This is a genomic window from Pseudomonas sp. H2_D02 (assembly GCF_054677635.1).
On record NZ_CP162816.1, the window covers coordinates 3,681,295 to 3,699,315 of the forward strand.

Annotated in this window: 18 protein-coding genes and 1 pseudogene; 12 read left to right on the plus strand and 7 right to left on the minus strand. The window is 62.8% G+C overall.

The genetic code is table 11. The annotated features are described in order from the left end of the window. Positions 1-98 precede the first annotated feature (98 nt). The 8 genes and pseudogenes from AB4N42_RS16940 (at position 99) to AB4N42_RS16975 (ending at position 6,297) form a co-directional block, all read left to right on the plus strand. Positions 99-1,223, plus strand: a complete 1,125-nt coding sequence (locus AB4N42_RS16940) for an NAD(P)/FAD-dependent oxidoreductase (RefSeq protein ID WP_460115030.1) — start codon at positions 99-101, stop codon at positions 1,221-1,223. Continuing rightward, positions 1,213-1,542: a (2Fe-2S)-binding protein gene (locus AB4N42_RS16945; RefSeq protein ID WP_334597717.1), complete on the plus strand. Its 330-nt coding sequence runs from the start codon at positions 1,213-1,215 to the stop codon at positions 1,540-1,542. Before AB4N42_RS16940 ends, AB4N42_RS16945 begins: the two co-directional genes overlap by 11 nt. After that, positions 1,535-2,908 (plus strand): FAD/NAD(P)-dependent oxidoreductase, encoded by a 1,374-nt coding sequence (locus AB4N42_RS16950; RefSeq protein ID WP_198796397.1) that lies wholly within the window; start codon positions 1,535-1,537, stop codon positions 2,906-2,908. The genes AB4N42_RS16945 and AB4N42_RS16950 overlap by 8 nt, the downstream gene beginning before the upstream one ends. Next, the gene (locus AB4N42_RS16955; protein WP_198796398.1) at positions 2,905-3,255 is read left to right on the plus strand and encodes a RidA family protein; all 351 of its coding nucleotides are present in this window, start codon (positions 2,905-2,907) and stop codon (positions 3,253-3,255) included. Before AB4N42_RS16950 ends, AB4N42_RS16955 begins: the two co-directional genes overlap by 4 nt. A 147-nt stretch (positions 3,256-3,402) precedes the next feature. After that, positions 3,403-4,179: an ABC transporter substrate-binding protein gene (locus AB4N42_RS16960; protein WP_437127683.1), complete on the plus strand. Its 777-nt coding sequence runs from the start codon at positions 3,403-3,405 to the stop codon at positions 4,177-4,179. Positions 4,180-4,246: 67 nt separating this feature from the next. After that, positions 4,247-4,672 (plus strand): GlcG/HbpS family heme-binding protein, encoded by a 426-nt coding sequence (locus AB4N42_RS16965; protein ID WP_198796400.1) that lies wholly within the window; start codon positions 4,247-4,249, stop codon positions 4,670-4,672. Positions 4,673-4,804: 132 nt separating this feature from the next. Next, positions 4,805-5,641, plus strand: coding sequence for an AraC family transcriptional regulator (locus tag AB4N42_RS16970; RefSeq protein WP_030140659.1), 837 nt, complete (start codon positions 4,805-4,807; stop codon positions 5,639-5,641). A 54-nt stretch (positions 5,642-5,695) separates the two neighbouring features. Continuing rightward, positions 5,696-6,297, plus strand: a pseudogene (locus AB4N42_RS16975) (LysE family translocator). A 135-nt stretch (positions 6,298-6,432) separates the two neighbouring features. Here AB4N42_RS16975 and AB4N42_RS16980 read toward each other — a convergent pair. From AB4N42_RS16980 to AB4N42_RS16995, 4 genes are all read right to left on the minus strand, one after another. After that, positions 6,433-7,332 (minus strand): MFS transporter, encoded by a 900-nt coding sequence (locus AB4N42_RS16980; protein ID WP_460115031.1) that lies wholly within the window; start codon positions 7,330-7,332, stop codon positions 6,433-6,435. Next, a complete protein-coding gene (locus AB4N42_RS16985) occupies positions 7,262-7,936 on the minus strand; it encodes an MFS transporter (RefSeq protein ID WP_460115032.1) in 675 nt (224 codons plus the stop codon). The genes AB4N42_RS16980 and AB4N42_RS16985 overlap by 71 nt, the downstream gene beginning before the upstream one ends. A gap of 139 nt (positions 7,937-8,075) precedes the next feature. Next, entirely contained in the window at positions 8,076-9,029 is a 954-nt protein-coding gene (locus AB4N42_RS16990) for a class I SAM-dependent methyltransferase (RefSeq protein WP_460115033.1), read from the minus strand. 103 nt (positions 9,030-9,132) lie between these two features. Beyond that, complete coding sequence (locus AB4N42_RS16995; RefSeq protein WP_198796539.1) at positions 9,133-9,813, minus strand: murein L,D-transpeptidase catalytic domain family protein; 681 nt, start codon at positions 9,811-9,813, stop codon at positions 9,133-9,135. A gap of 162 nt (positions 9,814-9,975) precedes the next feature. Between AB4N42_RS16995 and AB4N42_RS17000 the strand changes: the two genes are divergently transcribed. After that, on the plus strand, positions 9,976-11,538 hold the full coding sequence (locus tag AB4N42_RS17000; RefSeq protein ID WP_460115034.1) for a L,D-transpeptidase family protein: 1,563 nt from the start codon (positions 9,976-9,978) through the stop codon (positions 11,536-11,538). Here AB4N42_RS17000 and AB4N42_RS17005 read toward each other — a convergent pair whose 3' ends face one another. After that, complete coding sequence (locus tag AB4N42_RS17005) at positions 11,539-12,171, minus strand: NAD(P)H-dependent oxidoreductase (protein WP_198796406.1); 633 nt, start codon at positions 12,169-12,171, stop codon at positions 11,539-11,541. Between the two features lie 86 nt (positions 12,172-12,257). Between AB4N42_RS17005 and AB4N42_RS17010 the strand changes: the two genes are divergently transcribed. The 3 genes from AB4N42_RS17010 (at position 12,258) to AB4N42_RS17020 (ending at position 16,280) form a co-directional block, all read left to right on the plus strand. After that, the gene (locus tag AB4N42_RS17010; RefSeq protein ID WP_030140667.1) at positions 12,258-12,887 is read left to right on the plus strand and encodes a TetR/AcrR family transcriptional regulator; all 630 of its coding nucleotides are present in this window, start codon (positions 12,258-12,260) and stop codon (positions 12,885-12,887) included. A gap of 254 nt (positions 12,888-13,141) precedes the next feature. Further along, entirely contained in the window at positions 13,142-14,668 is a 1,527-nt protein-coding gene (locus tag AB4N42_RS17015; protein ID WP_460115035.1) for an alpha-amylase family glycosyl hydrolase, read from the plus strand. Between the two features lie 10 nt (positions 14,669-14,678). After that, on the plus strand, positions 14,679-16,280 hold the full coding sequence (locus AB4N42_RS17020; protein ID WP_460115036.1) for an alpha-amylase family protein: 1,602 nt from the start codon (positions 14,679-14,681) through the stop codon (positions 16,278-16,280). On the opposite strand, the gene AB4N42_RS17025 is transcribed toward AB4N42_RS17020, so the two are convergent. Next, positions 16,269-17,252 (minus strand): SDR family oxidoreductase, encoded by a 984-nt coding sequence (locus AB4N42_RS17025; RefSeq protein WP_460115037.1) that lies wholly within the window; start codon positions 17,250-17,252, stop codon positions 16,269-16,271. The genes AB4N42_RS17020 and AB4N42_RS17025 overlap by 12 nt on opposite strands. Before the next feature lie 29 nt (positions 17,253-17,281). Next, complete coding sequence (locus AB4N42_RS17030; RefSeq protein ID WP_030140670.1) at positions 17,282-17,695, minus strand: CBS domain-containing protein; 414 nt, start codon at positions 17,693-17,695, stop codon at positions 17,282-17,284. Between the last annotated feature and the right edge of the window lie 326 nt (positions 17,696-18,021).

An 18,021-nucleotide genomic window follows, 5' to 3' on the forward strand; every position in this document is an offset into this window, starting at 1 on the left:
GCTTGGCAGCGTCCTAGGATTTCCCTCGACGATTCACAAGGCCGAAAAATCAACGTTTTCTAATGAAACGCAGCGGCTAAATACAGCGCAGGGCAGCCATGCAAAAAACTGATGTGATCATCGTAGGCGGTGGCCTGGTGGGTATGTCCATCGCTTATGGCCTGGCCTTGCTCGGACGCCAGGTAAGCGTGCTCGACGAGGGCGACGACGCAATCCGCGCCGCCCGGGGCAACTTCGGCCTGCTTTGGGTTCAGGGCAAGGGCTACGGCATGAGCCCTTATGCGCAATGGACCCGCGAATCGGTGGCGTTGTGGCCACGCTTCGCGGCAGCGTTGCAAGCCGATACCGGGATCGATATCCATCTGCGCCAGCAGGGCGGTTTCCAGCTGTGCCTGAGCGACTCGGAAATGGCCGAGGAAGCCGCGCGCCTGGGCTGGCTGCGCGAGGCCCTTGACGGTGACTACCCCTACGAGCTGCTGGACTCGGCGCAACTGCGCGGCCGCCTGCCGGGCATCGGGCCCGACGTGGTGGGCGGTTGCTTCTCGCCCATGGACGGCCATGTGAACCCGCTGAAACTGTTGCGTTCGCTCTACGCGGCGTGCAAGTCGCGTGGTGTCAGATTGATCAACGGCTACCACGTCGACGCCATCGAACCGAATGACACGGGTTTCCAATTAAGGACAGGCGATCAGCGTTGGTCGGCCCGCCAGGTGGTCCTGGCCGCCGGCCTTGGCAATCGCGCGTTGGGTGAGCAGGTTGGATTGGATGTGCCTGTGCAGCCGAATCGCGGACAGATCCTGGTGACCGAACGCCTCAAGCCCTTCCTGCATTACCCCACCACCTATGTTCGCCAGACCGACGAAGGCACGGTGCAGTTGGGCGATTCCCATGAATCGGCCGGTTTCGACGATGGCACCGGTAGCCAGGTCATGGCCGCTATCGCCAGGCGCGCCGTGCAGTGTTTTCCGCTGCTGGGTGACGTGCATTTGGTGCGGGCCTGGGGCGCATTGCGGGTGATGAGTGTCGACGGGTTTCCGATCTACGAAATGTCCCAGGGCTGCCCGGGGCTGTCGGTGGTCAGTTGCCACAGCGGCGTGACGTTGGCCGCCGTTCATGCCCTGCGCCTGGCCCCTTGGATGGCCGGTGAATTCGATGACCCCGCCGTGAAGCCGTTCGGCCTGCACCGCTTCAATTCATCCATGGAGATGCACCATGTCGGCTGACAGCCTTTTCCGGTCTTTGGCCGTCGCGCAGCAGAACGTATCGATCGAATTCGAAGGCCAGCCGTTGAGCGTGCCGGACAAGGTGTCCCTGGCGGCGGCCTTGTTCGCCAGCGGTATCCGTCACACCCGCGAAAGCGCGATCAGCGGCAGGCCCGCCGCACCGTATTGCATGATGGGCGTGTGCTTCGAATGCCTGGTGCAGGTGGATGGCCAGGCCAACGTCCAATCCTGCCTGGTGCCCGTGCGTGCGGGCATGCGCGTGCGTCGGCAATGCGGCGCCGCAGCCTTGGTGCCGGCTGGGGAGGTGAGCGATGAGTAATGTCGCGATCGACCTGATCATCATCGGTGCCGGACCGGCCGGCATGAGCGCGGCGCTCGAGGCGCGGGCCCATGGATTGTCGGTGGCGGTGCTGGATGAGCAGGCCAGCCCCGGCGGGCAGATCTATCGCCAGGTACTTCAAGCCGATGCCGGCAGCCGTGCGGTGCTGGGCGCCGATTACAGCGCCGGAGCGAAGTTGGCGGCCGAGTTCAGCCAATGCGGAGCCCGCTACGTGCCCAACGCGGCGATCTGGCAAGTCACGCCGCAGCGTGAGGTTCACTACTTGGTCGAAGGCCGTGCGCGAATCCTGCAAGGGCGCCATCTGCTGATCGCCACGGGCGCCTTCGAACGTCCCATGCCGATCCCCGGCTGGACCTTGCCCGGCGTCATGACCGCTGGCGCGGGGCAAATTTTGCTCAAGAGCGCGGCCATGGTCCCGGCGGGACCTGTGGTCCTGGCGGGCTGCGGTCCGTTGTTGTATTTGCTGGCGGTGCAGTACTTGCGGGCGGGAATTGCTGTCGAGGCGCTCGTCGATACCAGCCAGGGACGTGATCTGCTCAAGGCCTGGCGCACCATTCCAGGTGCGATGCGAGGTTGGCGCGACTTGCTCAAGGGCGCGGGGCTGCTGGTTGAACTGAAGCGTGCCGGCATCCGCCATTTTCGCGGTGCCGGTAACCTGCGCATCGAGGGTAATGATCGCGCCAACGCCTTGAGCTTCGTCAGTGGCGGGCAGCATCACCAAGTGTCCGCCGAACTGATTTTATTGCACCAGGGCGTGGTCCCTCATACGCAGATCAGCCGGTCACTGCGCCTGGAGCATGACTGGAGCGAGTCGCAGCTGTGCTGGGCCCCGCGCCGTAATGGCGTCGGCGAAACCAGCGCCGCGGGCATTTATATCGCCGGTGACGGCGGCGCCATCGGTGGTGCGCAGGTTGCGCAGCTCGAAGGGCGTCTCGTCGCCTCTGCCATTGCCGGGCAGCGCAACCGAACGCTCCTGATTCAAAAAGCCTTGGGTCGCGCCCGCGCCGCGCGCCCTTTGATCGACGCACTTTATCGTCCCCCGGCACGGAGCTGCGTGCCGGCCGATGACGTGATGGTGTGTCGCTGTGAAGAAGTCAGCGCCGGCGATATCCGCCGTTATGTCGACCTCGGCTGTTTGGGACCCAACCAGACCAAGGCCTTCGGCCGTTGCGGCATGGGCCCGTGCCAGGGCCGCCAGTGCGGCTTGAGTGTCACCCAGATCATCGCCGCTCATCGTCGCGTGCCGCCCGCCGAGGTGGGCTACTACCGCATTCGTCCGCCCCTCAAACCGATCACGCTGGCTCAACTGGCCGGCGAAAGCCACTCACTGGAGGAACTGTCATGACCATCCAACGTATCGAAAGCAACCCGCGCCTGAGCCGCAGCGTCGTGCACAACGGCGTGGCCTGGCTCAGCGGCATCGTCGCTGCTGACTGCAGCCAGGACATTCAGGGCCAGACCCGCCAAGTGCTGCAACGGGTCGATGAATTGCTCGCCGCGTCGGGCACGGACAAACGTCGCCTGCTCAGCGTGCAGATCTGGATGAAGGACATGGGCGGCGATTTCGCCGCGATGAACGCGCTGTGGAGCGACTGGGTCGACGCTGCGAACACCCCCGCGCGGGCCACCGCGCAAGTGGCCTTCGATGACCCGCAGATCCTGCTCGAACTCATCGTCACCGCAGCGGTGTAGCACGCCGGACCGCTGTTATGCCGTTACCGGGCAAGACGACCACCAGAGCCGTCGCCCGCGCTTGTTCACGTTGCTGCTGCCATAACGGACGACTTTTCGCCGAGCGTCCGAACTCAATAACACCGCATCCGGAGCTAATGAATGAACATCAAACGCATTGCACTCAAGCTGGGCCTCGTCTCGTTGCTGGCGTTCGGCGCCAACCTGAACGCCGCGGAAAACTCGTTGCGCATCGGCATCGAAGCGGCCTATCCACCGTTCGCCTCGAAAACCCCGGACAACACCATCGTCGGTTTTGACTACGACATCGGCCAGGCCCTGTGCGCCGAAATGAAGGTACGCTGCGACTGGATAGAACAGGAGTTCGACGGCTTGATCCCGGCACTCAAGGTGAAGAAGGTCGACGCGGTGATTTCTTCCATGTCGATCACGCCGGAGCGCATGAAATCGGTCGACTTCACCAACCGTTACTACCGCATCCCGGCCCGCCTGGTGTTTCGCAAGGGCAGCGGCATCAGCGAGATTCCCTCGCAGCTCAAGGGCAAGCGGATCGGCGTGCAGCGGGCGACCAACTTTGATCGTTACGTCACCGAAAAATTTGCCCCGGCGGGCGCCGAAGTAATCCGCTATGGTTCGCAGAACGAAATCTTCCTCGACCTGCTGGGCGGCCGCCTGGACGCGACGATGGCCAGCTCGGTGGTGATCGACGAAAGCTTGCTCAAGCGCCCGGAAGGCAAGGATTTTGAATTTGTTGGCCCGAATTTCGTCGAAGAACAATACTTCGGCACGGGCATTGGCATTGCGGTGCGCAAGAACGATCCGCTGGCGAGCCGTTTCAACCAGGCCCTGGCAACCATCCGCGCCAATGGCACCTATGACCGGATTCGCCAGAAATATTTCGATTTCGATATCTACGGCGAATAATCATCGCAATGACCTGGATCCCGCGGGCGTTAGTCGGCGGGACTCATCGCACAGCACGGAGTGATTCATGAAAACCAAAGCGGTACTCACCGAGCAGGATGTTGCTCAGTTGCTGGTGGCGGCGAAGGAGCTGGCTCACCAGCGCCAATGGGCCGTATCGGTCTGCGTGGTAGACGATGGCGGGCATCCCTTGGGGCTGCTGCGCCTGGACGGTGCCTCGCCCTTATCGGCCTACATCGCCACCGAAAAAGCCCGCACCGCCGCCATGGGCCGGCGTGACAGCAAGGCCTTCGAAGACATGATCAACGGCGGCCGCCTGGCTTTCCTGAGCGCCCCGCACTTGCAAGGCATGCTCGAAGGTGGCGTGACCATCCGCCACGATGGCGAGTGCATTGGTGCCATCGGGGTTTCCGGGGTGAAGGCCGAAGAGGATGCGGAACTGGCACGGTTGGCCGTGGAGACCGTGTTGCCGGTAATTACGCCGGATGCTTGAAGGCTAGGAGGGGCTGCACCTCAATCCATTGTGGGAGCGAACACAATGCCGGAGTGAAACTGCACAAATCTTCCAGACCAGCCCATCCAAGTCGTTTAATCTCAGCCAGCCGATACATAAACGAGACAGCCCATGACCGCGCGCAACTGGATCGATCTCAAGCAGGACGCCACGTCCGGCATCGAGACCGTGCGCGCGCATTTCGAGGGGCATGCCTACGATCCGCATTGGCACGATGCCTACCTGGTGGGCGTGACGGAGCAGGGCGTGCAACAGTTCCATTGCCGAAGGCAGCAACACAACAGCACACCGGGCAAAGTGTTCCTGCTCGAACCCGGCGAACTGCATGACGGAAACGCACCCCACGAACACGGTTTCACCTACCGCACGTTGTACCTCGAACCGCACTGGCTCGAGCGCGAGCTGCGCTCCTTGTTCGATGAAGCGCCGGACAATGCCCAGCTGGGCTTTGCCGCCACCCTGAATGATGACGCGCGTCTGGCGAGCGCCACCGCCACGGCTTTCCAGAGCCTGCACGAGCAAGACATCCTGATCGTCCGCCAGACCGCCCTCGACACGCTGCTGGCGAACCTTACCCAACACTTGCACTGGCGCGCACGGATCAATCCCGACCCGCGCCTGCCGTTGGTTGCGCAGCAGGCCCGCGACTATCTGCATAGCCACCTGAGCGAAGACATCGGCCTCGACGACCTGGCGCGGGCCACCGGTGTCGATCGTTTTCGCCTGAGCCGCGCATTCAAGGCCGCTTTCGGCCTGGCGCCCCATGCCTACCTGATCCAGTTGCGCCTGGCGCGGGCGCGGCGGTTGCTGGCTCGTGGTGAAAGCGCCGTGGCGGTGGCGGCAATGCTCGGCTTCGCCGACCAGAGTCACTTGGGCCGCTGGTTCCAGCGCGCCTATCGCATGAGCCCGGCGGACTACCGCAAGCGCTGCTCAATTGTTCCAGACTGACCACGTCGGCATCGGGATGATCAACCCTACGATCATCCACCGAGAAATTGCTCCATGGACCAGTTGCTGCCGTTTGCCTTGTTTGCCTTTGTCGCCTCCATCACCCCGGGCCCGACCAATATCCTGGTGTTGAGCCACAGTTCTCGCTTTGGCCTGACGACCACCTGGCCGATCATCCTCGGCGCCTGTGCTGCCGCTGCGTTGCTGGTATTGGTGGTCGGCACCGGCTTGGGGACGTGCTGGCCCGGCACGCGACGATCCAGACAGTGTTGTCCTGGGCCGGCATCGCCTGGCTGAGCTGGATGGCCTGGCAGATTTTCAGCGCGCCCGCCGAGGCCATTGACCCCGACAAACCGGTGGAAGGCCCCCGGCTGGGCCTGGCGGGTGCCGCCGGGTTGCAACTGGTGAACCCGAAGACCTGGATGATGGCGTTGGCGGTGGTCAGCGTATTCGCCGGCGCCGAGGCGGACCGTACCGTACGCGTGCTCTGGCTGTCCCTGGCGTTCTTTGCGATATCCATTCCTTGCATGACGGCCTGGGCCTACCTGGGGCGCGGCGCCGCGAGGTTCTGCCGTTCCGCCGTGGCGATGGGGCGGTTCAACCGCGTCATGGCGGTGTTGCTGCTGGTGTCGGCGTGGTTGACGCTGGTGGTCTGATCCGGGATGCAGGAAGACCGGCAGGCCGGTCCAGCTGACGAAAATGTAATTTTTCTTTTGAAACCCCCGGTTCATGGGCCGAGTCGCACGCTTATACCTGCCTGAACAGGCGGTATGCATTGTTTGAATCGACCTTCAAAAAAGGAGAGTGCCATGAACAGCCGTTATCAAGCCTGCATCGACGAATGCCTCGCCTGCGCCATGACCTGCGTCGACCTTCGCCTGCTGTCCCGTCGTGGTGCTTCGCAGCAGCAGGCCCGCCAGTACGGCTGCGGTCAGCGCGAACGCTGCGCCGATCAAAAACGCCATCTGATACCCGTCGTTGAGCGCAACCAGCGGCGCGAGATCGGACGCGGCCGTCTTGGTCCGGTACGCGGCAATGCTTGCCAGCACCGCCAGGCCCACGGAGCCGCCCATCATGAACGATGTATTGACGACGCCTGATGCCAGGCCGGAATCCTTGGGTTCCACGTCGCTCATCGCCGCGAGCAACATCGGATTGAACGCCATCCCCGCGCCCAACCCCAGCAGCAACATGCCCGGCAGAACATCGCCGACGAACTGGCCGTCCAGCGGTGCCCGTGCGAACAGTGCCAGGCCGATGGCGGCGAGCAGTAGGCCTGCCGCCAACGGCGTTCGTGTGCCGTAGCGCATCACCAGCCGCGCGGACAGACCCAGGGAAAAAATCGCCATGATCACGTTGGCTGGCAGGAACGCCAATCCCACTTGCATCGGCGTATAGCCCAGCACCAATTGCAGGTAGAGCGCCGACAGGAAAAACCAGGCGAACATCGACGCGGCCCAGAGCACGGCGAGCAGATTGGCGGTGCGCAGGTTATGCAGGCGAAACAGGCTCATCGGGATCAAGGGATGCGCAATCCGGCGTTCGAGCAGGATGAAGCCCAGCATCAACAAGGCCGAGGCTGCCAACAGGCCCAGCGTGTGGAGGGAGGTCCAGCCCCGCTCATTGCCGTTGACCACGGCGTACACGGCGATCATCAACGACAGGGTGGCGGTCACCGCGCCGAGCAACATCCAGTTGTCCGTTGCCTTCGGTACGCACGGCGGGCAACAACTTGAGAGACAGGGCCAGGACGATCAGGCCGACAGGCAGGTTGACCAGGAAGATCCAATGCCAACTCAGCAGATCGGTCAGCAAACCACCCAACAGCACACCAATACTGCCGCCCGCAGCACAGACGAAACTGTACACGCCCATCGCCCGCGCGCGTTCACCGGGCTCCGTGAACAAGTCCATGATCAACGACAAGGCCACCGCCGTGACCACCGCACCGCCGAGGCCTTGAACCGCACGGGCAGTGATCAACCATGACTGTGATGGCGCCAGTCCGCAGGCCAGCGACGCGAGGGTGAACGCCGCCAATCCCAGGGTAAACAGCCGGCGGTGGCCATAGAGGTCGCCGAGGCGACCGCCGAGCAGCAGGAAGCCGCCAAAGGTCAGTAAGTAGGCATTGACGACCCAGGCCAGGTCGGTGTCGTTGAATTGCAGGTTGTCCTTGATCGAGGGCAGGGCGACGTTCACCACCGTACCGTCGAGCACGATCATCAGCACGCCCAGGCACAAGACGATCAGTGCGCGCCAGCGCTGGCGCGGGTCAGAGGGATGTGATTGCGACATGGTTCTTCAATCCTTGACAGTCCGGGTTCGAGGTTGCCGCAGGTGCAACCGGACCGGTTCACGCTGCAGACAACGTGAAACAGTCTAGTCGCGAGCAAGATCCATCAAATAGTGGAAATGTGTAATCCCGACACAGTTTTCAGTCGATGGCCGGGTCCTTACGCTTGAACACCATGGCCTTCAAGCCACAGGCAGGGTCTGTATCTGGAAATTCCGGAGGATTTGGCAGTCGCTCTTCGAATATCAGGCCGGGCGCTTCACGCATGACGCCGTCGATGAGGAAGTCAGGACCGGTCGCCGGGTCGTTGCTACACGCCAGGACCGTACCTGCGGCGGTCAGCAGCTCCGGTAAGCGACGCAGCACCCGCTGATAATCCTTGGTCAGCAGGAAGCTGCCTTTCTGGAACGTGGGCGGGTCGATGATGACCAGGTCATAGGGCCCGCTGTTGATCACCTTGCCCCAGGATTTGAACAGGTCGTGCCCCAGAAAGCTCACTTGGCCCAGGTCATGGCCGTTCAGGCGATGATTGTCGCGACCACGGCTCAGGGCTGCGCGGGACATGTCCAGGTTGACCACGTGGCGGGCACCGCCGGCGATGGCCGCCACCGAGAAACCGCAGGTATAGGCGAACAGGTTGAGCACACGCTTGCCTTGGGCGTGGGCGCGCACCCAGTCGCGGCCATGGCGCATATCGAGAAAAAGGCCGTTGTTCTGCTTCTTGCCCAGGTCGATCCGATAACGCAGGCCGCCTTCGGTCAGGGTCCATTCATCGATCGGTTCGCCCACCAACCATTGGGTCAGGCTGTCGGGCAGGTACCGATGTTGCACCGCGAGGGTGTGGGCACCGCTGTGTTGCCAGGCGGGCGAGGCGGCGAGGGTGCGCAGCATGGCGAACAGGTCCTCCAGTTGCGCTGGATCGGGTTCCTTGAACAGCGAGACCAACACGACGCCTTGCAGCCAGTCGACGGTGATCTGTTCCAGCCCCGGCCAGCAGCGTCCGCGGCCATGGAACAGGCGACGGGTTTCGTCGGGCGCCGATTCCAGCGCCGTCAGCAAATGGCTCTGCAATGTTTGAAGGGCTTGAGGGTTCATCAGATAAAAACGCCAGCGACTCGAAAGGCCGGCATTTTAACCACGAACCCATGCACTGCAATCCCTGTGGCGAGGGAGCTTGCTCACTCGCCACAAAGGGCTGCTAGCCCCCGCTGGTCGCGAGGATGCTCGCCACCTGCTGCGGCTGGCAATTGAGATAGGGCGAGCGCTTGAGCCACGCCGGGTCCGGGTACCAGGAAAACATGAATTGCCCGCCCTTGAGCTTGTCTATCACTTGGCGCGCCACTTGCGGACGCACGGCGGGACAGCCCTGGCTGCGGCCGATGCGCCCCTGGCGCACGCTCCAGAGCGGGTTCACGTAATCAGCGGCGTGGATGACGATCGCCCGGTCGCGCGCCTGGTCATTGAATCCGGGTTCCAGGCCATCCATGCGCAGCGAGTAGCCGTGGGTGCCCTGGTAGCTTTCCTGGGTGCGGAACAGCCCCAGGCTCGATTGATAGCTGCCCAGTCGGTTGGAAAACTGGGTGGCGAAGTTTTCCCCGGATTTCTGCCCGTGGGCCACGAGATCACGCAGGACCAGCTTTTTCTGGCGCAGGTCGAAGATCCACAAGCGCCGAGCCGTCGAAGGTTGCGAATAGTCGATCACCGCCAGATGGCGAGCCTGTCGAGCACCGTTGGCAACTGCGCACTGCATCGCACTCAGGGCACTTTTCAGCGCTTGGGGATTGAGTTCCGGCGCGGCGTGGGCGAGGCTGTTGTAAAGCGGCTGGGCGTTGAGTTTTTCGGCCAGCACCGGGCTGCACAGGATGCCAAGGCCGGTCACGACCAGGCAGAATCGGCGCAAGAAGGCCGATACAGGTGAAGGCAGCTTGCGGTGGCGTTCGTTTGCGGCATCCCGTCCGGTTTTGTTTGTCTGCATGATGGCGGGTCGTACCTGTCGCAAAATTCACCGTCAACGAGACGGCCATGGATTGGAGTAAAGCAGTTGTTCAAAAAGTCCGCATGTTACCTGAGCCTTTTATTGCTCGTTGCGCCATTGGTCGCTACGGCCGAGGACGGCGATCCGGCCCAGGCGCAAACCACACTGGCGCAACTGTCGGTCAATTGCCCCGAATTGGCCGGTGGCGTCGACTTTCCGACGGTGATGAGCCTGCAGGCGCTTTACCAGCAAAACGCAGGCCAGGCGATCTGGACGGACGACGGGCGGTTGCAGGCGTTGCAGGTCCAGCTACAGCAACTGGCCGATGACGGAATCGATCCGGCCCGTTACAACCTGCCGGACGAGGGCCGTTACACCAACGTGGCCTGTACCGACATCGCCATCAGCCAACGCTACCTGCAAGCCCTGCATGACTTGCGTTTCGGCCATCTGCCACAGAATCGCCTGGAGCCGATCTGGAAAGCCAATCCCCAGTTGCCGGACCGGCAGGCCATGGTGTTGCATTTCGCCGTGGCGGGCCTGCAAGACCCGGCGCAGGCTTTCGAGTTGGCGCGGCCGAGCCTGGCGCTTTATCGCGACTTGCGCGAACTTTACGCAAGACAACGACAGCAGCCCCTGGCGGACTGGCAATCGGTGCCCAGCGGCCCCTTGTTGCAACCGGACAAGCACGACGCCCGCGTACCCGTGCTGGCCCGGCGCCTGTTCAACGAAGGCTACCTCAGCGTGCCGCCACTCGACGCCGACGAGCATTACAGCCCGAGCCTCGTGGAGGCGATGAAGAGCTTCCAGCTTCATCATTCGCTGCAAGCCGATGGAGTCGTCGGGCCCTGGACCGTCACCGAACTGAATATTAGCCCGGCCATGCGCCGCGAGCAGTTGCGCATCAACCTGGAGCGCATGCGTTGGCTGGCCCAGGACCTGGAGCCCGACAGCGTGCTGGTCAACGTGGCGGCGGCGCAACTGACGGTCTACCAGGGCGGCGCGCCCGTGTGGCAAACCCGCACCCAGGTGGGGCGTGCCGAACGCCAGACACCCTTGATCAAATCGCGCATCACCCGCCTGACGCTCAACCCCACGTGGACCATCCCGCCGACGATCATGCGTGAAGACAAACTGCCCGAGATTCGCCGCGACCCGGAGTTTCTCGCCCGGCATAACCTCAAGGTGCTCGATCGGGATGGCTTGCCGCTGGCGGTGGAAAATATCGATTGGGAACATCCTGGCGACCTGATGCTGCGCCAGGATGCCGGTGCGAAAAACCCGCTCGGAAAATTGGTGGTCCGCTTTCCCAATCCGTTCTCGGTGTACCTGCATGACACACCCAGCCAGGCACTGTTCAGCAAGGCCCCACGGGCGTTCAGTTCGGGCTGCGTGCGCATCGAACAAGTCATGCACCTGCGGGACCTGTTGGTGACCCCTGCCGAGCGCACCCGGACCGATACGTTGCTGGCCAGCGAGCTGACTCATGAATTCAGGCTGGCCAAGCCCCTGCCGATCCTGCTGGGTTACTGGACGGTGCAGGCGGACAGCCAGGGGCAGGCCGTGTACATCCCGGATATCTATCAACGGGATGTCGCGTTGTCCACGGCTGGCCAGCGTGCACTCTGATCAGGCGCACTCAGCGTCGACCTGCGCGTGCGAGATTTCTTCGACCCTCGGAAACAGCCGCTGGCCGAGGGCAAGCGCGGCTTGCAAATGGGCTTTCGGATCGAGGGATTCCGATTCCAGCAAGCGTTCGGAACTCATCACCCGCGCACCGCAGTAATCGAAAATGCCGTGGTCGATCTGCGTGATCATCGCCTGGTCGTAGCCATGACGTTGGAAACTGTCGGCATCGGCCCCTCCGAGCGCTACGAGATGGACCTGCAATCGCTGGAGCTTCTGGGTAAACGACTCGGCGAGCTTGTAATCAAATGCCCAACCATTGGAAAACACTCGATCAATCCAACCCTTGAGCAGCGCTGGCATCGACCACCAGTAGATCGGGTAAACCAGCACGAGCGCGTCGGCCCGGTCGATTCTCGCTTGTTCAGCCAGCACATCCGCGGGTGGCATGGCCTCGCGGCGGTGGACGGCATGGTCGGCGAGGCCAAAGCGTGGATCGAAACCTTCGGCGGCCAGGTCGGCAATCTCGAAGGTATTGGCGCGGTTGGCCTGGACGATCCCGTCGCCGATGGCCTGGGCCAGCGCATGGGTCAGGGAGCGGGGGTCATGGTGGGCAACAACGATAAGCGCGTGCATAGCGAATCTCCTTCTGGCATCACACAACGTCAAGCGAGTATGCTTGGTTAAGTTACGAACAGTAAGTTACGGTTGGTAAAGTTAGCATGTCAAGCACCGAAGAAAATTCATCGTCTTCCCCGGCGCCCCGTCGACGCCTGGCCCGCGCGGATCGCCAACGGCAATTGTTGGATGTCGCCTGGCGGCTGGTGCGCGAGGAGGGCAGCGAAGCACTGACGCTCGCCCGGCTCGCGGAACAGGCTGGCGTGACCAAGCCGATCGTCTACGATCATTTCGTCACTCGATCAGGGCTTTTAGCTGCGCTGTACCAGGATTTCGATGCGCGCCAGACGGCGCTGATGGACGCAGCGCTCGAGGCCAGCGAGCCCATTCTGGAAAGTCGTTCGCAGGTGATTGCCGATGCCTTCGTCGAGTGCGTGCTGCTTCAGGGTAGGGAAATTCCCGGCGTCAGCGCAGCCCTGAGCAGTTCACCGGAGCTGGAGCTCATCAAGCGGGAATACGAAAGGATCTTCCTGGATAAATGCCGGTCGGTACTGGAGCCGTTCGCCGGGAACGGGCGTCTTTCCCAAGCGAGCCTGCGGGCGATGCTGGGGGCGGCGGAGGCGTTGTCCGATGCGGCGGCCAATGGGGACATCAGCGCGGACGAGGCCAAGCAGGAGTTGTTCGTGACCATCGTTGCGATGGTCGAGCGGGCTGCTGGAACCTCCTCAAGCTGACCCACCGTCTTCGCGAGCAAGCTCGCTCCCACAAGGGTTCGTGTCGTTTGCACGACCTGTGGGAGCGAGCTTGCTCCGGGCGGCGATCCGACGAAGGCGGCGGCACATCCAACCAATCTCCCGCTGACTCACCCCCATCAAAAAAAACGAACCCCAGGCGCCTTTTCCGGTTCTTAACTGATGTCCCCTGATAACAGGGGCATCAGGCGGGGCCGCGGTCTTGCCCACCAAACACTGCGATCAGAGGAGGCGACATGCCCAACTCCTTCCATTCGCCCTGGTGGAAGAACGCTGTGATCTACCAGGTTTATCCTCGCTCTTTTGCCGATGCCAACGGCGATGGCATTGGCGATCTCCCCGGATTGACTGCACGCCTGGACCATCTGCAACGGCTGCGCATCGATGCGTTGTGGTTGTCGCCTGTCTACCGCTCGCCGATGTGCGACGCGGGCTACGATATCTGCGACTACATCGACGTCGACCCGCTGTTCGGCAACCTCGCGGACCTGGATGCATTGATTGCCCAGGCCCACGAACGCGGCTTGAAGGTGCTGCTCGACTTCGTGCCCAACCACACCTCCGACCAACATCCATGGTTCATCGAATCGCGTTCCCGCCGCGACAACCCCAAGCGCGACTGGTACATCTGGCGGGACGAACCCAACAATTGGCGGGCCTCGATCGACGGCGGCAGCGCCTGGACCTGGGACGAGACCAGCCAGCAGTACTACCTGCATTTCTTCCTGCCGCAACAACCGGATCTCAACTGGCACAACCCCGAAGTCGTCGCCGCCATGCATCAGGTGTTGCGCTTCTGGCTCGAGCGCGGCGTCGATGGGTTTCGCGTCGACGTGGTGCATTGCGTCGGCAAGGACCAGAGCTTCGCCGACGACCCGCGCTGCATGGCCGGCGAAACCATGGTCAAGATCAATGACCAGCCCTACAGCCATGAAGTGCTGCGCGGGCTGCGGCGCCTGGTGGACAGCTACCCCGGCGAGCGGGTGCTGATCGGCGAAGTGAACATCCGCTCCACGGCGCAGGTGGCGGCCTACTACGGCGCCAGTGACGAGCTGCACATGTCCTTCAACTTCCCGCCGCTGGACGCGCCCTGGGATCCGGTGGTGTTTCGCATGTGCATCCGCGAAGTGGAAAACGACCTCGGCCCCTTGCAGGCCTGGCCCACCTGGGTGCTGTCCAATCATGACAACAGTCGTCATCGCAGTCGCTACGGCGGCTCATTGCGCCGGGCCCGGGCGGCGGCGGTGATGTTGCTGACGCTGCGCGGCACGCCATTCATCTATCAGGGCGAAGAACTGGGATTGGAAGATACCCAAGTGACCGCCCAGACCCGCGTCGATCCCGGTGGACGCGATGGCAGCCGAGCACCGCTGCCTTGGACCCAGCAAGCGCCTCACGGCTGGTCGGGACAGGCGCCTTGGCTGCCTTTTGCACCCGATGCAGGCGCACTGTCCGTTGAGGCGCAAGAACGTGCCGACGATTCGGTGCTGGCGCTCTACCGCCGCTTGCTGGCCTGCCGACGCAACAGCCTGGCGCTGCGCCTGGGCGGCTGGGAAGAACTGCCGTCGCATCCGCAAGTGCTGGCTTATCGTCGCCGTTGCGAGGGCGACGAGCGCCTGGTCTGCATCAACTTTGCCGACCATGAGCAGACGTTTCCCCTGGCCGACCCCTGGCGCGTGGAAGTCGCCAGCGACGGGGTGGATGAAGGCCAGCCGTTCAGCGGTCGACTGGCCGCCGAGCAGGCATTGGTCCTGTGTCGATAAGGAGTGACCGATGAAAGCCAACTGGCACCGCAATACCTTGATCTATCAAATCGATCCTTCCTTGTTCTACGACAGCAACGGCGACGGCCGTGGCGACTTGAAGGGCATCATCAGGCAACTCGATTACCTGCAAGCGTTGGGCGTCGGTGCGCTCTGGCTGATGCCGTTGTATCGGTCACCGTTCAAGGACGCCGGCTATGACGTCAGCGATTTCATGGCGCTGGACCCGCGCTTTGGCAGCGAAGAGGATTTGCGCCAGTTGATCGTGCAGGCCGGTGAACGTGGCATCCGCGTGATCCTTGAACTGGTCGTGCAGCACACCAGCGACCAGCATCCCTGGTTCCTCCGGGCACGACGGGACAAGGGCAGCGTCTACCGGGATTACTACCTGTGGTCCGACACGCCGGTGGACGACGGCAACCAGCCAATCTTTCCCTCGGTGGAAGACAGCATCTGGCAGTGGGACGAGCAGGCAGGGCAGTACTATCGGCATCTGTTCTATCGCCACGAACCGGACCTGAACCTGGCGAACCCGCGGGTCGTCGAGGAGATCGAGCGGGTCATGGTCCACTGGCTCGAACTCGGTATCGCCGGCTTTCGCCTCGATGCCGCTTCCCATCTGGTGGAACAGGCCGGAGGTGGCGATGAAGAGCAGGGTGTCTGGGTGCTGGATCGGTTGTTCAAGTGCATGACCGAGATCAATCCCGAAGGGGTGCTAATGGGCGAAGTGGACGTCGAGCCGGAGCGCTACAGCCATTATTTCGGCACCGGGGAGCGCCTGGGCCTGGTGCTGGATTTCTGGGTCAACAATCACCTGTTCCTGGCCCTGGCCCGCGGCGAAGCCGAACCCCTGCAACGGGCGATCACCCGGCGGCCCGCACCACCGGACGGCGCGAATTACGCGGTGTGGCTGCGCAACCATGACGAGCTCGACCTGGAGCGCCTGAGCGAGCAGGAGCGCGAAGAGGTGATGCAGGCCTTCGCTCCGGAGCCGGACATGCGCTTGTATGGCCGAGGTATTCGCCGACGCCTGGCGCCAATGCTCGACGGTGACGTGCGTCGCCAGGCATTGGCCCAGGCGTTGTTGCTGTCGCTGCCCGGCACGCCGATCGTGCGCTACGGCGAAGAAATTGGAATGGGCGACGACCTGTCCCGCCCGGAGCGTCTGTCGGTGCGCACGCCCATGCAATGGAATGACCAGGCCAACGGCGGATTTTCCTCGGCCCGACGCCCGACCGTCCCGGTGATCGATGAAGGACGGTTTGCCTACACGCATTTGAATGTTGCAGGCCAACTGAAAGACCCCGAATCGTTGTTGCACCGGGCACGTCAATTGTTGCGGGCCCGCGCGGACCTGAAGGAAGTTGGCGACGGCAAGGCACAACTGCTGACGGTCGACCATCCAGCAGTGTTCGCCATCGCCCATGTCTGCGAGGCCACCTCGATCATGCTGGCGAACCTCGGCAAGGACGCGGTCACGGTGCGGTTGCGGGAAATGGACCTGGAGGGTTTCGAGGAAGTGTTGTCCGACAGTCCGTACCCGACCAGGAAACAATCGGGCCTGACCTTGCACGGATACGGTTATCGGTGGTTCCGCCGCTCAAAACAATAGCAGCACGACTGCCAGCAAACCGCCGGTGGCGAGCAGCAGCGCCGATACCTGGGTCGAACTCAGGGCCAACGCGGAGTCCCGTGAGCGGCCGCTGAACCGCCCACGGGTACGATGCAAGGGCTCCTGCGGTTCTAACAGGTTATCCGGGCGCTGATGGTCGTCATCCTCGTTGGTCATCTGTCCTGAATAGGCGTTACGGGCCAGCAAACGATCGAGCAGTCCCGGCATCAGGCAAGTGCCGACGATGGCCTTGAGCGAGGCCGCACCCAGCCACAATTCCCTGGGCGTACGCTTGACCACGCTGAATATTGCCCGGGCGGCCACGTCCGGGTCATGAATCGGCGGCACGGGTTGCACACGCTTGCCCAACTTGTTGCGCGCCCAATCGAACTGCGGTGTGTTGATTGCAGGCAGTTGCACCATGCAGACCCTGATATCGCTGTGCTCGTGAAGCAGTTCGCAGCGCAAGGAATCAGTGAAGCCTCGCACCGCGAACTTGGCCCCGCAATAGGCCGCCTGCAACGGAATGGCGCGATAGGCCAGCGCCGAACCGACCTGGATAATCACCCCACGATTGCGTCGGCCCATGAGGTCCAGCGCCGCGAGGGTGCCGTGGACGGTACCCAAGTAAGTCACCTCGGTCACCCTGCGGACTTCCTCGGCATTCAACTGGCGGATGGGCGAAAACACCGTGACCATCGCGCAGTTGACCCACACGCCGACCGGTCCCAGTTCCCGTTCCATTCGTTGAGCTGCATCGAGTACCGCTTCGGCGTCGGCGACATCGACGCTGATCCCCAGGCATTTCGCGCCCAGTTGTTTGAGTTCGTCTTCCGTCGCCGCCAGGGCCTGCTCACCCCGGGCCAGCAGCCCGACCCGGTAGCCCGCGGCAGCGAATCGGTGTGCGGTGGCGCGCCCGACGCCGGCGGTGGAACCACAGATCACCACCACAGGTGGGTTTCGCTCATCCATTGTGCTTGCTCCGCAGCTCCTTCCAAGGGTCAGTGGGGGCGCGCGACGCCGCGCAGCAGGTTGGCGCTGACTTTATCGGCGTTGCAACTGGCGACGTTGGCCAGCGAGACCATGCCCACCAGGCGCTTGTCACGGTTCACCACCGGCAGGCGGCGTTTTTCGATCTGGGCCATGTTCTTGGCGACGTGGTCGATCTCTTCGTCATCGAAGCAATAGCGCACCTCATCGCTCATGATCCGACTGACCGGGGTGTCCATGTTCATGCCTTCGGCCATGGCTCGAACCACCAAGTCGCGGTCGGTCACCATCCCGGCCATGCGGTCGTCCTGATTGATCACCAGCGCGCCGATATCGGCCTGGCGCATGATCAGCGCGACTTCGCGCAGTGGGGTATCAGGCGAGATCGTGCGGACTTCCCGACTCATGATTTCATTGATTTTCATCGTTGAATCTCCTTCGTTTCGGGGTGGACAACAAGCCACTTTCCGGGCGTCGTGAGTCGCTTGTGCGGCGACCGGACGGGCTCCTCACTTATTGTGAAAATCGGGGTTGGCGATGGTTCAGGATTTTTGCCGACGGGTTTGAAGGGGTGCACTTTTATGAAGCCGCAGGTGGGTTGCCGCACCATCGCAAGGCAGAGGGTGGTGCTAGTGAAACGGTAGCTGGCGCCGGTCAGCTTGAGGTGGCAGGGCGGGCCTCTTCGCGGGCAAGCCCGCTCCCACAGGGGATTGTGGGATGCCCATGAGGTTGTCGCGGCTGGTCAAGCAAG

Excerpts from the sequence above, each read along its gene's own strand:
- AB4N42_RS16940 (WP_460115030.1), top strand. The coding sequence starts at position 99 with ATGCAAAAAACTGATGTGATCATCGTAGGCGGTGGCCTGGTGGGTATG.
- AB4N42_RS16945 (WP_334597717.1), top strand. The coding sequence starts at position 1,213 with ATGTCGGCTGACAGCCTTTTCCGGTCTTTGGCCGTCGCGCAGCAGAAC.
- AB4N42_RS16950 (WP_198796397.1), top strand. The coding sequence starts at position 1,535 with ATGAGTAATGTCGCGATCGACCTGATCATCATCGGTGCCGGACCGGCC.
- AB4N42_RS16955 (WP_198796398.1), top strand. The coding sequence starts at position 2,905 with ATGACCATCCAACGTATCGAAAGCAACCCGCGCCTGAGCCGCAGCGTC.
- AB4N42_RS16965 (WP_198796400.1), top strand. The coding sequence starts at position 4,247 with ATGAAAACCAAAGCGGTACTCACCGAGCAGGATGTTGCTCAGTTGCTG.
- AB4N42_RS16970 (WP_030140659.1), top strand. The coding sequence starts at position 4,805 with ATGACCGCGCGCAACTGGATCGATCTCAAGCAGGACGCCACGTCCGGC.
- AB4N42_RS16980 (WP_460115031.1), bottom strand. The coding sequence starts at position 7,332 with ATGTTGCTCGGCGCGGTGACCGCCACCCTGTCGTTGATGATCGCCGTG.
- AB4N42_RS16985 (WP_460115032.1), bottom strand. The coding sequence starts at position 7,936 with ATGTCGCAATCACATCCCTCTGACCCGCGCCAGCGCTGGCGCGCACTG.
- AB4N42_RS16990 (WP_460115033.1), bottom strand. The coding sequence starts at position 9,029 with ATGAACCCTCAAGCCCTTCAAACATTGCAGAGCCATTTGCTGACGGCG.
- AB4N42_RS17005 (WP_198796406.1), bottom strand. The coding sequence starts at position 12,171 with ATGCACGCGCTTATCGTTGTTGCCCACCATGACCCCCGCTCCCTGACC.
- AB4N42_RS17010 (WP_030140667.1), top strand. The coding sequence starts at position 12,258 with ATGTCAAGCACCGAAGAAAATTCATCGTCTTCCCCGGCGCCCCGTCGA.
- AB4N42_RS17015 (WP_460115035.1), top strand. The coding sequence starts at position 13,142 with ATGCCCAACTCCTTCCATTCGCCCTGGTGGAAGAACGCTGTGATCTAC.
- AB4N42_RS17020 (WP_460115036.1), top strand. The coding sequence starts at position 14,679 with ATGAAAGCCAACTGGCACCGCAATACCTTGATCTATCAAATCGATCCT.
- AB4N42_RS17025 (WP_460115037.1), bottom strand. The coding sequence starts at position 17,252 with ATGGATGAGCGAAACCCACCTGTGGTGGTGATCTGTGGTTCCACCGCC.
- AB4N42_RS17030 (WP_030140670.1), bottom strand. The coding sequence starts at position 17,695 with ATGAAAATCAATGAAATCATGAGTCGGGAAGTCCGCACGATCTCGCCT.